This window comes from Allopusillimonas soli (genome assembly GCF_004153445.1).
GTDB classification, from domain to species: Bacteria; Pseudomonadota; Gammaproteobacteria; order Burkholderiales; family Burkholderiaceae_B; genus Allopusillimonas; species Allopusillimonas soli.
This window is the reverse complement of sequence record NZ_SDQC01000003.1, coordinates 354,084-367,233: the sequence shown is the minus strand read 5'-3', so window position 1 is coordinate 367,233 and position 13,150 is coordinate 354,084. Positions and strand designations below refer to the sequence as shown.

General features: G+C 59.7%; 12 protein-coding genes and 1 pseudogene. 5 read left to right on the top strand and 8 right to left on the bottom strand.

Annotated features, from left to right (window positions below; genetic code table 11):
* Positions 1–11: 11 nt before the first annotated feature.
* From ERD78_RS11550 to ERD78_RS11540, 3 genes are read right to left on the bottom strand one after another with little or no spacing between them, the layout of a single operon-like run.
* Positions 12–950: an ABC transporter permease gene (locus tag ERD78_RS11550; protein WP_129969444.1), complete on the bottom strand. Its 939-nt coding sequence runs from the start codon at positions 948–950 to the stop codon at positions 12–14.
* Positions 916–1,875 (bottom strand): ABC transporter permease, encoded by a 960-nt coding sequence (locus ERD78_RS11545; RefSeq protein ID WP_129969443.1) that lies wholly within the window; start codon positions 1,873–1,875, stop codon positions 916–918. Before ERD78_RS11545 ends, ERD78_RS11550 begins: the two co-directional genes overlap by 35 nt.
* A 43-nt stretch (positions 1,876–1,918) precedes the next feature.
* A complete protein-coding gene (locus ERD78_RS11540) occupies positions 1,919–3,655 on the bottom strand; it encodes a peptide ABC transporter substrate-binding protein (protein ID WP_209019976.1) in 1,737 nt (578 codons plus the stop codon).
* Between the two features lie 272 nt (positions 3,656–3,927).
* Between ERD78_RS11540 and ERD78_RS11535 the strand changes: the two genes are divergently transcribed.
* The 4 genes from ERD78_RS11535 to ERD78_RS11520 all read left to right on the top strand — a co-directional run bounded on the left by ERD78_RS11535 (position 3,928) and on the right by ERD78_RS11520 (position 8,084).
* Positions 3,928–4,908 carry a LysR family transcriptional regulator gene (locus tag ERD78_RS11535; RefSeq protein WP_129969441.1) on the top strand — a complete coding sequence of 327 codons (981 nt, stop codon included), beginning with the start codon at positions 3,928–3,930 and terminating at the stop codon, positions 4,906–4,908.
* A gap of 268 nt (positions 4,909–5,176) precedes the next feature.
* Complete coding sequence (locus tag ERD78_RS11530) at positions 5,177–6,331, top strand: NAD(P)/FAD-dependent oxidoreductase (protein WP_129969440.1); 1,155 nt, start codon at positions 5,177–5,179, stop codon at positions 6,329–6,331.
* Positions 6,332–6,406: 75 nt separating this feature from the next.
* Positions 6,407–7,477, top strand: a complete 1,071-nt coding sequence (locus tag ERD78_RS11525) for a YkvI family membrane protein (protein ID WP_129969439.1) — start codon at positions 6,407–6,409, stop codon at positions 7,475–7,477.
* 10 nt (positions 7,478–7,487) lie between these two features.
* The gene (locus ERD78_RS11520; RefSeq protein WP_129969438.1) at positions 7,488–8,084 is read left to right on the top strand and encodes a helix-turn-helix domain-containing protein; all 597 of its coding nucleotides are present in this window, start codon (positions 7,488–7,490) and stop codon (positions 8,082–8,084) included.
* A 41-nt stretch (positions 8,085–8,125) separates the two neighbouring features.
* Here the strand turns inward: ERD78_RS11520 and ERD78_RS11515 are convergent, their stop codons facing one another.
* On the bottom strand, positions 8,126–9,394 hold the full coding sequence (locus tag ERD78_RS11515; protein WP_129969437.1) for an FAD-dependent monooxygenase: 1,269 nt from the start codon (positions 9,392–9,394) through the stop codon (positions 8,126–8,128).
* Positions 9,395–9,439: 45 nt separating this feature from the next.
* Positions 9,440–10,417, bottom strand: a complete 978-nt coding sequence (locus ERD78_RS11510; RefSeq protein ID WP_167668916.1) for a Bug family tripartite tricarboxylate transporter substrate binding protein — start codon at positions 10,415–10,417, stop codon at positions 9,440–9,442.
* Positions 10,418–10,552: 135 nt separating this feature from the next.
* On the opposite strand from ERD78_RS11510, the gene ERD78_RS11505 reads away from it, so the two are divergent.
* Positions 10,553–11,509, top strand: coding sequence for a LysR family transcriptional regulator (locus tag ERD78_RS11505; RefSeq protein WP_129969435.1), 957 nt, complete (start codon positions 10,553–10,555; stop codon positions 11,507–11,509).
* 14 nt (positions 11,510–11,523) lie between these two features.
* Here ERD78_RS11505 and ERD78_RS11500 read toward each other — a convergent pair.
* From ERD78_RS11500 to ERD78_RS11490, 3 genes and pseudogenes are all read right to left on the bottom strand, one after another.
* Positions 11,524–11,736: pseudogene (locus ERD78_RS11500) on the bottom strand (Dyp-type peroxidase domain-containing protein); the annotation flags it as partial.
* 66 nt (positions 11,737–11,802) lie between these two features.
* Positions 11,803–12,378, bottom strand: coding sequence for an NnrU family protein (locus ERD78_RS11495; RefSeq protein ID WP_129969434.1), 576 nt, complete (start codon positions 12,376–12,378; stop codon positions 11,803–11,805).
* Complete coding sequence (locus tag ERD78_RS11490; RefSeq protein ID WP_129969433.1) at positions 12,375–13,079, bottom strand: TetR/AcrR family transcriptional regulator; 705 nt, start codon at positions 13,077–13,079, stop codon at positions 12,375–12,377. Before ERD78_RS11490 ends, ERD78_RS11495 begins: the two co-directional genes overlap by 4 nt.
* Positions 13,080–13,150: the final 71 nt, after the last annotated feature.

The window sequence follows — 13,150 nt, the reverse complement described above, 5'->3', positions numbered from 1 at the left end:
AACCTCGGTAATCAGATGACGCGGCGAGGATCGAACGCGTCGCGCAAGCCATCGCCAATGAAGTTGACGGAAAGTACGGTCAGGAAGATGGCCGCGCCCGGGATAAGCGCCGCATAGGGCGCAATGGCCATGTAGTCCTTGGCCTCGAACAGCAGCCGGCCCCAGGTTGGCACATCCGGCGGAAATCCCAGGCCCAGGAAAGACAGCGTTGATTCCGCAATAATGGCCACCGATATTTCAATGGTGCTGGCCACAATGACCGGCCCTATGGCATTGGGAAGGATATGCTTCCAGAGCAGGCGCGCGCGTGAGGCGCCTGCCGCCTGCGCGGCTTCGACGAACTCCTTCTCGCGCAGGGACAGGAACTGGGCACGCACCAGGCGCGCTATGGGCATCCACCGCAAGCCGCCAATAACGGCGACCACAAGTACGAAAACGCCGCCTTCCACGCCGAATATCTGTTTCAGATTATCGCGGAAGAGATACAGTATTAGAAGCAGCAGCGGCAATTGCGGGAGCGACAGGAAAACGTCGGTTACCCACATCAGGAAGGGACCTGTGCGCCCGCGCGACATGCCCGCCGCCGCGCCGACAATAATGCCCAGTACGGTGGAGACAAGCATGGCCATGACGCCCACCGCAAGGGAGATGCGGCCACCGTAGATCATGCGGGCCAGCAGGTCCTGGCCGAGGTCGTTTGTACCCAGTGGGTGTTTCCACGAAGGAGGCTGTAGGCTGGCTGCCAGATCGATGTCGCTGATGCTGGTATGCCAGAACCATGTGCCCAGTGTCACGCTCAGCACGAGAAGAATAAGGATACCGACGCTGATTGTGGCCATCTTGTGCCGCGCGAAGCGCCTGGCCAGGTCACGCGAAGCCGAGACGGGCGCCTGGGATGGCGCCGCAGGAGGGGACTCAGCTGAAGCTGATACGGGGGTCGAGGATGCCATAGAGAAGGTCTGCAACAAGATTGAAGAAAATGACGAGGCAGGCAAACACGAAGGTTATGGCCATGACAACGGGCGTATCGCTAGCGAGAATGGCGTTGATCAGCAAGGATCCAATGCCGGGCACGCGAAAAATTTCCTCGGTGACGATGGCGCCGCCGAAAACCATGGGCATCTGCAGGGCTACCATGGTGACCACGGGTATCATGGCATTGCGCGCTGCATGGCTGATGATGACTGTGCGTTCGCGCAGTCCCTTGGCTCTTGCCGTGGTCACGTAGTCCAGCCCCACTACATCCAGCATGGCCGAGCGCACGTAGCGTGTATATGAAGCGCCTTGAAACAGGCCAAGCACCGCGATGGGCATGATGCTTTGCTTGAACTGTTCCCATACCCATTGCCACCCCGTGGCGGAGAGATCGGAGCGGTAGACGAATGGCAGCCAGTCCAGCTGTATCGAGAAAATCATGATGAGCAGCAGGCCGGTAAAGAAGGTGGGCAGGGAAAATCCCACAAAAGTGAAGGTATTGGCCAACTGGTCGAACAAGGAGTAGGGCTTCACCGCAGCCAGAATGCCGACTGGCAGTGCAACCAGCAAGGCCAGTATCTGCGCCGAGCCGATCACATACAGCGTCGCGGGCAGGCGCTGCAGGATAAGATCGCCCACGTCTATCCGGCTGGCGAACGAGAAACCCCAGTCGCCTTGAAGCATGGCGGAAAGCCAGTGAAAGTAGCGCACTAACAGCGGATCATCCAGCCCGAACTGTGTGCGCAGCGCCGCCCGTACTTCAGGCGGGATGGCGGGATTCTGGGCCAGCTCGGAAAAAGGGTCTCCCGGTGCAAGTGCGAGCACCGCGTACAGGATGAGGCTGATTGCCAGCAGGCTGGGAAGGGCGGTCAGGAATCGCCGGACCAGGTACGAAGCCATTTCTTGGTGTCCTATGCAGGAGGATGAGATGATGCGTGCCGTGTCAGGCAGTGTGATGCCAATCGCGCAGCCGCCACAGCGTGCTGTCCCAGCCGCTCAGGTAGGTCTTCAGCTTCTTGCTGCGTGCTGCGACGGAGGCGCGGTGAAGAAGGGGCTGCAGGTTGTTGTCGCCCACCACGAGGTCATTCATCCTGATGTAGATGGCGGCCCGCTTGGTCGGATCCGTTTCCCGAGCGGCCTCCTTGAACAAGGCATCGAACTCATCATTGCGCCAGCGCAGCACGTTTCGGCCTTGCCAACCATTGGCCTTGCAGGCAACTTCCCATGAAACAAACTGCGTCATGAACTTCTGGGGATCGGGTTCCGTCATGGATTGCGTATACATCTGCATGTCGGCATAGAACTTGGTGTTGCTTTCGGGATTGGCCAGGTCCGCGGAGAAATAGACGGAGGCATTGATGGATTTGAGCTCCATCTCTATGCCGGCACCCCGACAGGCCTGCTTGATAATGGCCTGGGTTTTTTGTCTCGGTGCGTTGATGGACGTTTGGAACAACAGCGACAGCCTTTTTCCATTCTTTGTGCGCACGCCGTCGGCGCCTTTCTCCCAGCCGGCCTTGTCGAGGATGGCGTTGGCCTGTTCGAGGTTGTATTCGAACTTCATGTTCTTGGATACATAACGGGCGGGCGCATTGATGAAGTTGCGCGTGGCGCGTCCCAGTCGGCCGTAAATATGCTGTTGTATGGCATTCCGGTCGATAAGTAGGCTCATTGCCTCACGTACCGCGGGATCGTTGAACAAAGGATGCGTAGTCTTGATGCTGGATCGCTCCCCATCCACTTCCTTGCGCGGATCGGTGGGGTTGAGTTGGATGAACTCAAGATTGCCACCAAATGTCACGACGAGTTCGCCTTGGCCTCCGGCTTCCATGCGCTTTAGCAGCGTGTCTTCCACAAGCGTGTTCCAGGCATAGTCGTACTCGCCGGTCTGCAGCACGGCCCGGGCCGCCGACACGGCATCGCCACCGCCCTTGATTTCCACTGCGTCGAAGTAGGGCCTGTCTGGTATGTGATAGTCTGGATTGCGCTCGGCTCGCACAATATCCGCCGGCCGAAACTCGACAAGCCGGTATGGACCTGTGCCCACGGGTTTCAGGTTGGCGGGAGCCTCGCGCGATTTTGCGCCTATGTACGGTGCGAATAGATGTTTGGGAATAATCATGCCCACGACGCCGACAAAAGCGTCTGCCCAGAATGGGGTGGGCTTGCTGAATGAGACGCGCACAGTCAGATCGTCCACCTTCTCCACCGTTGCGTCTTTGTAGGATCCTATCGTGATGGTGGCCGAGGCCGGGTCTGTGGCGTATTGCCAGTTGAAGACCACGTCGTCAGCCGTGAAAGGCTTTCCATCATGCCACTTTACGCCGGGCTTGAGCTTCCAGGTAACCGAAGTCGCATCAGGCGATACGCCGCCATTCTCCAGGGACGGGATTTCGGCAGCGAGAATGGGAAACAAGTTTCCTTCGGGGTCCCATCCAGCCAGCGGCTCATAGAATACGCGGGATCCTTCCTGATCCTTGGTGCCGATTGCAAAGTGAGGGTTTAGCAATGTGGGACCTTGCCAGAACAGCATTCTCAAGGTTCCGCCACGAACAGCATTCGCGTCGGGTGCGGGAGCGGGCGCAGCCATGGAAATGCCGTGCCATGAAAGCAGCTGGCTTGCCACTGGCGCGGCCAGACCCAGTGCACCAACTTTCCGTATGAATGTTCGGCGTGACATGCTTCCACAGCAAACACGTGCGATCATATTGCGCAGAAGCGCTTCCTTCATGTCGTTGCCTCCATGCCTTGCGGCTTGTTTCTTATGATTGCGCGGCGCGGCCGCACGTCGATGGATAATGATGCATGGGTATGGTCAATGTGCCAATAACATTGAATGGATGCATTGGTTCTAATTTCGGCAACACGTGGCGAGTTGTCTGTCACACTAATCTTTTTCCCTATGGAAACGCAGCTGAGCCTTAAACCGGCCAGCGGCGCGGAGTCCGCACAATGCTTGAAGACATTCAGGAAACCCGGCTTATCTACTTTTATGAAGCCATTCAGCGCGGCACCATGCGTGCCGCAGCCGATGCGCTGAATGTCGCACCTTCCGCAGTCAGCCGGCAGATTGCACTGCTCGAACAGGAGCTTGCATTGCCGCTGATCGAACGGCATACGCGAGGCATAAAGGCCACGGAGGCTGGCCTGCTGGTGCTGAGCTATTTCAGGGAACAGTTGGCTCATAAGAAAGATTTGCTGGCCCAGTTGCAGGAAATGCGAGGGCTGCATCGCGGCACTGTGCGTATCGCCTTGGGCGAAGGCTTCATCGCGGACTTGACCACAGGTCCGTTGCGCCGGTTTGCATTGGAGTTTCCTGGCATATCGGTCGTACTCGATGTGGGTGGCACAAACGAGGTCATGCGGCGAGTTGGCGAGGACGAGTCCGATATCGGACTCGTTTTCAATCCCGCGCCCGATGCCAAGATCGTGACGCGCGCATTCAGTCGCCAGCCGGTCAATGCCATTGTCGGGCCAGGTTTCCCTTTGCTGGGCCGCCCGTTCCCGATTGCCTTCAAGGAGTTCCTGGCATATCCAGTAGCACTAAACCACGATACATATGGCATGCGACAACTTCTGCATGTAGTGGAACAGACCGAGCATCTGCGCATGGCACCCAAGCTGACCACCAACTCGTTCTATGGCCTGCGTCAGTTCGTACTTCAAGGCTTAGGCATTACTTTTCTCCCTGACTTTGTCGCATTTGGAGAGCTGCAGAGCGGCCGGCTCTATTCCATTCCGGTCAGCCAGCCCATACTGCAGGCGGCGCAGGTGCATCTGATAAGCCGCACCGGCCGCAAGCTGTCGATGGCTGCCAACCGCATGCTGCAATACATGTCTTCCGGGTTGGCCTGTCTGCGCACGCCGAGTTCCGCCAGCGGCCCAGCACCCATTCCGCCGGCGCCCGCGCCCGGGCATCGCTCAAACTGCTGAACGGCGACATGGGCGTGGCGCCCCATCAGCCGCTTCCTCCTTCGCGAATAGGCTGGGCGACTTCCGCTACAGCACCATGCTTGTCCTGGCCATGTTCGGCGACGCTTTTATAAGCCGGGCCTACCACGTCATGGTCTGCTGCATGGCATGCCAGGCAAAAGCCGGCCCTTGGCGGGGCCGGCCGGTTGCCGAATATGTAACGGGGCTGTTCGCGGCGGCGAATCCGGATTATGCTGATTCTCGAATATGAGAATTTTAAGGCGGAGGCATGGAAGAGGCACAGGTATTCGACTACGCGATTGTGGGCGCAGGCATGGCCGGCGCTTCACTTGCTTTCCGCCTTGGCCTGCGCGGCGCATCGGTTGCTGTTCTGGAGCGGGAGCCGCAGCCCGGCTATCATTCCACCGGTCGATCCGCCGCCATGTTCATGGAAACCTATGGCACCGCTCATACCCGCGCGCTGACTCGCGCGAGCCGTGCATTCTTCCAGCAGCCGCCGACGGGCTTTGCGGCGCATCCTATTCTTGCGCCGCGTGGCGTCCTCTATATTGGCCGCACTGGTCAGGAAGAGATGCTCAATGCGGCATATAAGGCCTATCAAGCCCAGCATCTCGATGTGGCGCGGCTGTCGGCTGATGAAGTGATCGAGAAAGTTTCTTGCATTCGTCGTGATGGCCTGATTGGCGGCATCCATGATCCGGTGGCCAGCGATATGGATGTCCATGAACTGCACCAGGGATTTCTGCGCGGGATGCGCAATCACGGCTCATCGCTGCTGTGTAATGCCCAACTGGAATCGGCAGTCCGGAGTGGAAACGTCTGGACGCTGAAAACGACCGAAGGCCGGAGCGTGGTGGCGCGGGCCGTCGTCAATGCAGCCGGTGCGTGGGCCGATGCCGTGGCCATGCTGTGCGGCGCCTCGCCGCTCGGCATTCAGCCGATGCGCCGTTCGGCTTTTCTTTTCGCAGGCCCCGAGGGTGTGGACTTTTCGCACTGGCCCACCGTGCTTGGGGTGGATGAGCGCTATTACTTCAAGCCGGATGCGGGCGTTCTGCTCGGTTCGCCCGCGAATGCCGACCCCGTCGATCCCCACGATGTCATGCCCGAGGAGCTTGATATCGCCACGGGGATTTATCGCATCGAAGAGGCCACGACGCTGCGCATTCGCCGTCCGAGCCATATATGGGCGGGCTTGCGTTCTTTCGCGCCGGACCACGAATTCGTCATTGGCTGGGATGGCCAAGTGGCGGGCTTCTTCTGGCTCGCGGGACAAGGGGGCTATGGCATACAGACGGCGGCTGGCGCGTCGGAGCTGGCATCCAGCCTGTTGTTGGACGACGCCGTGCCGGCCTCGCTGACGGATCACGGTGTGTCCGCGGCAGTGGTCGATCCGGCGCGCTTTGGCGCGTCCAGGAGGCGCTAGGGCGGTATTTTTATCGGGCCCAGGCGTTGTGCGCAAGAAAAGGCGCAGGCCCATCAAATCAGAACGGGAGGGGGTATGGTCAATTTCAAGGAAGCGTTGAAGATATCGGTGGCGTTTGTCGGGGTGGTTGTCGGGGCAGGCTTTGCCTCGGGCCAGGAAATCATGCAGTTCTTCACCAGCTTCGGCGCAATCGGGCTGGTGGGGGCGATCATCAGCGGCGCGTTGTTCATTTTTCTGGCCATGGCGCTATCCACACTGGGCCAGCAACAGGCCTCTTTGTCGCACAAGGGCGTGATCTACGCCATATGCGGCAGATATCTCGGCCTATGTGTGGACGTCATGATCACATTCTTCATGTTTGCCATTGCTGTGGTGATGCTGGCAGGCGCGGGGGCGCTGCTTGAGCAGTTGGCCGGGATTCCCCAGCTGTGGGGCAGCGCCGCGGTGACAGCCTTGACGATACTCATAGTCTGCATGGATGTCAGGAAGGTGATCAGCTTCATCGGCTCCGTCACGCCATTGCTGGTGCTGATGGTCGTGATTGTCGCAAGCTTTGCCATTGCCAGCCGGGATACCGATATGACATCGCTGCAGGCTGCCGCACAGGCCCAGCCTCACGGGGCTGCCAATTGGTTCATTGCCGCCCTGCTGTATGTGTCCTACAACATTGTTGCGGGCGCCCCTTTCCTGGTCATTATGGGCGGCCAGGCGATCGACCGGAAAACGGCATTGTGGGGAGGCATTCTCGGCGGCGTGCTGCTGGGCATATTGATGCTACTGATCTCGGGTGGCATGTTGGCGCGGGCAGACGAGCTTGGCGGGGTTGCCATGCCCATGCTGCTCATTGCTTCGCAGCTGTCTCCCTTCATTGGCATAGTGATGGGCATTGTCATATTCGGCATGATTCTGAATACGGCGGTCGGCGTACTGTACTCTTTCTCGGCCCGGCTGCTCGAACCCGGTTCAGCGCGTTTTCGTTGGGGCACCATCGCGGCGGGTGTTCTGGCCTTCCTCGGCAGCCTGGTTGGCTTCATCAAGCTGGTCGGCACTGTGTATCCATTCTTCGGGTACCTCGGCTTTGTGCTGATGGCTTGCGTCCTGGTTGGCTGGTTCCGCATGCGCACCGCGTCGGCGCAGCAAGCCTGAAGGTACTTGCATGGGCAATGTATCGGCGGACAAGGACGAGTTGGCCGGAAACGGCGAGGTCGGCGCTCGCTTGCGCCGTCTGCGCAAGGCGCGCCACATGACGCTGAGGCAGGTGTCGGCGGCGACCGGCTTGGCGGTTTCGACGCTCTCGAAGGCTGAGTTGGGCCAGACGGCGCTGAGCTATGCGAAATTTGCCAGGCTGGCCCAGGCTTTGGACGTCGATATGACGTGGCTTTTTGTACGCGACAGGGGAGGCGCGGAACAGCCGCGTCCGGTCGCGCTGAAGGACAGCCTGGACGATGTACAGCACTATGTCACAGGCACCTACGACTTCAGCCTGATATTCGGCGAGTACCCGGCGAAACGAATGAAGCCCATGGTGGCGCGTATCGATGCACGCGATGTCTCCGAGTTTGACGACTACATCAGACATCCGGGGCAGGAGTTCGCCATTGTGCTGTCAGGCAAGCTGCGGATCTCATTTGAATCGGGGGAGAGCATAGTGCTCGCGCGCCACGAAACCGCATATTTCGACAGCGGTGTAGGCCATGTGTACTTGTCCTTGAGCCGCCGGCCGGCGCGCGTGCTTGTCGTTTGCTGCGATTGATCGCCGCAGCTTCGTCAAGGCGCAGGCGGGGCTCGCATTCCTTATGCTGCAGACGCTTCGATGGCGTCATCCACCTTGTAGCTGAACAGCCAGCCGTACCGCTGTTCCACCCTTTCGGGCGCCCATTCCCTGCTCACGTATGCGGCTGCGCCCTGGGCATGGGCCAGCTCGGGATTATGAAACCGCCGCCCGTTCTCAATGGATTTTTCCACAATGCGCGTACAGCGCTCGATTCGGACAGCCTCGTAGGTTTTGAGTGCTGTTGCAACGCCTGATTGACAGGCGAGCGCTTCGGACAGCACAAAACCGTCTTCGATGGCCATGCCTGCGCCTTGGGCGAGAAACGGCAAGGTGGGATGGGCAGCGTCTCCCATCAGCGCAATGCGGCCCTTGGTCCAGCGGTCGAGAGGACGGCGCCCCATGAGTGCCCATTTGAAAGGAACATCGATATGGTCGATCATGGTGTGGATATCGTCATGCCAGCCCGCGAAGTCGCGATGGCATTCTTCGCGGGTGCCTTGCGTCGTCCAGGACTCCACCTGCCAATCGCTGCGCTCCAGGATCCCGACAAAGTTCATCAGCTCACCGCGATGCAGCGGGTAGTTGATCACATGTCCTCCCGGGCCCACCCAGTTCACGCCAGTGTTGCGGCGCAGGCTTGCCGCAAGCGCATCTGTCGGCACGACGCCGCGCCAGGCCATGCATCCGGAAAACTCGGGCCTGTCCTGGCCAAAGTGCGCAGCGCGAATGAGAGAATGCACGCCATCAGCGCCGATGACGGCATCTCCCTCGAAAACGCGCCCATCGTCGGTCGTTACCCGGACACCGTCGGCGGTTTCCGACACGTTGGCGACCTTGCAGTCCAGCAGTACCGCATCGTGGTCGGACTCCTGGACTGCCCGGTAAAGAATGCCGTGCAGATCGGGCCTGTAGATCATGAAGTAAGGGTAGCCGTAACGGGCCACGCAATCTGCGCCCAGATCAAACAGCTTCCATGTCTGGCCTGTGTTCCAGAGGCGTATTTCCTTGCCGCTAGGCTCCACCGCGACAGCCCTCAAAGAGGCCTCCAGCCCTAGCTTGAACAGTGCGCGCACTGCGTTGGGCCCGAGTTGCAGCCCCGCTCCCACCTCGGCCAATTGGCTTGCCTGCTCCAGCACCTGCACCTTGAAACCACGTTTGAGCAGGGCCAATGCAGCTGTCAGGCCGCCTATTCCCGCACCACTGATCAATATTTTCTTGTTCCGCACGATTCTGTCCTGCTTGTTGCCAATATTCTGTTCATTGAACTGCGACACGTCTTCACGAAGCATCGCTTGCCTTCGGGTTTGGTCCAGCCGCCGCCGGATGGATGCACATCACTTTCTTTGGAGGTCTTTGGCCTTGATGATTGCGGCCCATCTTTCCCGTTCGCGTTCAGCGAGACGCTGGAGGTCATCCTGGCTACCGGGCATGGCCGTCAGGTAGGCGCTTTTCATCAGCGCCTGTACCTTGGGGTTCTGCAGGGCATGATTTACCCAGCCATTGAGTGTGCCGAGAATCTCCGGATCCGTGCCTTTGGGGGCAAAGAATGCAAACCAGGTGCTGGCTTCAAACCCCGTGACGCCTTGGCTGTCCATGGTGGGAACATCTGGAAGCGAGTCAATTTTTTCCTGCGTTGTAACGCCCAGCGCGCGCAGCCGGCCTGCTTTTATCTGCGATACGGGCGCAGTGGGCGTGTCGAGCAGAAAATCGATATTGCCGCCTATCAGCGCGGCAATGGCGGGCGCCGCGCCCTTGAATGGCACATGGGTGGCCTCAATGCCTGCTTCGGCCAGGAACAATTCGGAAATGAGATGAGGTGCGCTCCCTTGGCCGGGGCTGCCGAAATTCAGCGCCCCCGGATGTTGGCGCGCGTCTTGCAGGAGTTGGTCCAGGGTCTGGTACTTGGATGCGCTATTGACCACGAGTATCAGCGGCTGAGAGGCAACGCCCGCAACCGGGTCAAAGGCATCAACGGGATTAAAGCTGGAGATATCGCGATATATCTGAGGAGCGAGGACATTGGCACTCAGGCCGCCAAACAGGAGCGTATATCCGTCTGAGGGGGCCTTTGCCACTTTGCCTGCCCCTATCGTCGTGCCCGCGCCAGGCACATTCTCCACGACAAAGGAGACATTGGTTTCTTCCTGCAGGGCCTGCGCCATGATGCGCGCCGTGGAGTCGGTCGCGCCTCCGGGGGAATAGGGCACGACAATGGTGACGGGTTTGTCGGGGTAGGCGGCCGCCGCGTTCGGCAGCATCGCCAGCAAAGCGGCGGCGGTGGAAAAGCCGGCTAGGAAAGTACGTAGATTCATGATTGTCCAGGCGCTTCGCCAGAGGGCGTGGCGCGTGTCTCCTGAGATGGTGGTTGTCGTTGAAGCTGCTCTCATTACATCAGAAAATGCATTACTATTTATATTTAATAATTTATTAATTAAAAATAATTTATTGTGAATATAAATACCCGCCAGCTGCATGCCTTTGTATTGGTAAGCCAGCACGGCAGCTTCACCAAGGCGGCGGAGCGCATGCACATCACGCAAGCGGGCCTGAGCGCGCTGGTCAGGGAACTGGAGAGCCAGTTGGGCATCCGCCTGTTCGAACGCACAACACGCCGCGTAACGCTCACTGCGGAAGGACGGCGGTTTCTGCCTCAGGCCCGGCAGGTCGATCAAGGCTTGGAGGCTGCAAGGCGCGAGTTTGAAAGCGAACGTGCCGGCCAGCGGCGGCTATTGCGCGTGGCGGCCAGCCCTAGCGTGGCCACGGGCATGCTGCCGCTGGTGCTGAAGCGTCATCTTGCGCATTATCCCGAGGACTGTATCGAACTGCTGGACGTTTCCAGGAGCGAGGTGCTTCCGGAAGTGGAAAGCGGCAATGCCGATATAGGGCTGGGCATCTTCTTTCGCCCTGTAAGCGGCATCAGGCAGTACCGTTTGTTTTCGTCGTCGCTGATGCTGATCTCGCCTGCCGGATGGAAGCCTTCACCCCAATTCGCTGGCGGGCCGCGCGCCGCCATGGATCTGCGCGCCGTGCCGGCAGACCGGTTGATCCGGCTGCCTCAGGACAATCCCTTTCAGCAATGGATCGATGCAAGATTATTGGCCGCTCATAATCTCGCTGCGGATATGGACTCTTGCATCAGATTGCGCAATATCGAAAGTTGTATCGCCATGGTGGAGATTGGACGAGGCCATTTCATTGCCCCTGATTTTGTCAGGCCGGTCTGCCGGCGTTATGCCGTCCGTGTAAACCCCATCCAATCGGAGCGCGATGGCGTGGATTTCTATGCCATTGGCAGGGCGGGGGCGGAGCTTGGCCGCGTCGCGCGCGATTTTGCCGGAAGCCTTGTCAAGACAGTCACCGCACGACGGATTGGGCGGGACCATGCCGCGAGCGCATCTTTGTAGAGCGGGCGGCGCCGATCCCAGGCGTCGGAGGCGAAGCCGCAGACACAGGACAGATTTCCGGCGGGAATGCGCTTGCCGACCGAGCGGACGAGGGCGGCAATGTCCGCGCACAGGGCGCGAACGGCTTCGGCATTGTCATCACCTGACTCTACGACCGCAACGATGAATATGGCACTGCGAGTGACAGGTCTGAAGACAGCCTGGGGCTCGGGATGGCTTGCGGACATTGCAACTGCGATCTTGTTGTTTTGCACAGCCCGATTATAGGGGAGTGGAAATAATCGGGACGCCTATCAGAATGCGATGATAGGCACGCCAATGAGCCAGCGGTGCAGAAACAGCAGGAAGACGGCATAGATTGCTAGCCCGCCTGCCACCGCAATGAGATCGTTGCTGCGTCGGGGCGGCGCCTGGTGTATGGGCCTTGCGGTGCGCCAATTGTACGAGAGCAAGTCGGCAAGCGCCCAGACGCCAAAACAGGCAAAAAGTACAACGTCGGCGCGTGTGCCGTTGGCCAGCAGGTGTGCGCCCGCCCACAACACGGTTGCCCATAACATGGGGTGCCGCACAATGCGCTGGATACGGCCCGGCATATGCGAGGCCATGATGAGGGGAAACACAGGCAGCATCAGGAGCATGGTGATATGCCGACTGGCCTCCGAAGGAAAATAGACCGTCGCCGGTGTCAGCCTCGCCTGCCCGTAACCAACGATGATCAAGACGAGCCCGATGCCTGCAATCACTGAGTAGCCGAGTTTCCAGGGCCTTTCGCCTAGGCGGGCAATGGTCTGTCTGCGCACGGCGGGACAGACTATGGACAGCGAATGCACGCTGAAGAACAACAGACAGCCGATGATAAGCAGTGTCATTTCTTACTCCTGCATGAGGGGGATTTGCGAATGCCGGCCAGCCAATAGTCCAGTACGCCATCAACCTGGGCATTGGATATGCCGCCGGCAATGCGGCCGGAGTCGCCCAGCATCGCCAGCCCATGTACCACTGCCCATGCGCCAAGCGTCAGCGTGGAGGGAGATTGCGCGTCGAATCGGCCCTGGCTGACGCCGTCGTTCACGATGGCCTCGAGCGAGGCATAGGCTTCCAGGGCCGCCTGCTTCAGCCGAACGGCCGCAGCCGACGGTGAGCCTTCAGGCCCGGTGTCGGTGGCCAGCTGAGGGCCCGCGGCGTCGCCTGTCCATGGGCCCACGGGTGCGTCGAACATCAGGGACAACAGATGCGTTTCCTTGCGGCCGAAATCCACATAAGCCTGGCCGGCGGCCCGCAGCCGGGAGGCGGGATCCTTCATCGGCCGGCTGCGGGCGGCGATGGCAGCGGACAGGCGCCGGAATCCGTCCGCCGCGACCTCCGCCAGCAGGCTGTCGCGGTCGGGAAAATGGCGATAGGCGGCCATGTGGCTGACGCCAAGGGATCGTGACAGTTCGCGCAGGCTAAATGTGGCGGCCCCATGTGCTGCGATCCAGGCACCCGCTGCTGCGAGTAGCGTGGCGCGAAGGTCGCCGTGATGATAACGGCCACGCGCAGCGGAGCGACGGTTGGGTGGGGATTCTGACATGCGTGCTGTGTAGCTTGCCGTGGGAGGATTGTGCCGCTTTCAGCCAAATTAATGTTTACGGTGTAAATATT

Coding starts and splice junctions, on each gene's coding strand:
- ERD78_RS11535 (WP_129969441.1), top strand. CDS start 3,928: ATGCTTGAAGACATTCAGGAAACCCGGCTTATCTACTTTTATGAAGCC.
- ERD78_RS11520 (WP_129969438.1), top strand. CDS start 7,488: ATGGGCAATGTATCGGCGGACAAGGACGAGTTGGCCGGAAACGGCGAG.
- ERD78_RS11510 (WP_167668916.1), bottom strand. CDS start 10,417: ATGAATCTACGTACTTTCCTAGCCGGCTTTTCCACCGCCGCCGCTTTG.
- ERD78_RS11495 (WP_129969434.1), bottom strand. CDS start 12,378: ATGACACTGCTTATCATCGGCTGTCTGTTGTTCTTCAGCGTGCATTCG.
- ERD78_RS11540 (WP_209019976.1), bottom strand. CDS start 3,655: ATGTCACGCCGAACATTCATACGGAAAGTTGGTGCACTGGGTCTGGCC.
- ERD78_RS11530 (WP_129969440.1), top strand. CDS start 5,177: ATGGAAGAGGCACAGGTATTCGACTACGCGATTGTGGGCGCAGGCATG.
- ERD78_RS11525 (WP_129969439.1), top strand. CDS start 6,407: ATGGTCAATTTCAAGGAAGCGTTGAAGATATCGGTGGCGTTTGTCGGG.
- ERD78_RS11490 (WP_129969433.1), bottom strand. CDS start 13,079: ATGTCAGAATCCCCACCCAACCGTCGCTCCGCTGCGCGTGGCCGTTAT.
- ERD78_RS11545 (WP_129969443.1), bottom strand. CDS start 1,875: ATGGCTTCGTACCTGGTCCGGCGATTCCTGACCGCCCTTCCCAGCCTG.
- ERD78_RS11515 (WP_129969437.1), bottom strand. CDS start 9,394: ATGCTTCGTGAAGACGTGTCGCAGTTCAATGAACAGAATATTGGCAAC.
- ERD78_RS11550 (WP_129969444.1), bottom strand. CDS start 950: ATGGCATCCTCGACCCCCGTATCAGCTTCAGCTGAGTCCCCTCCTGCG.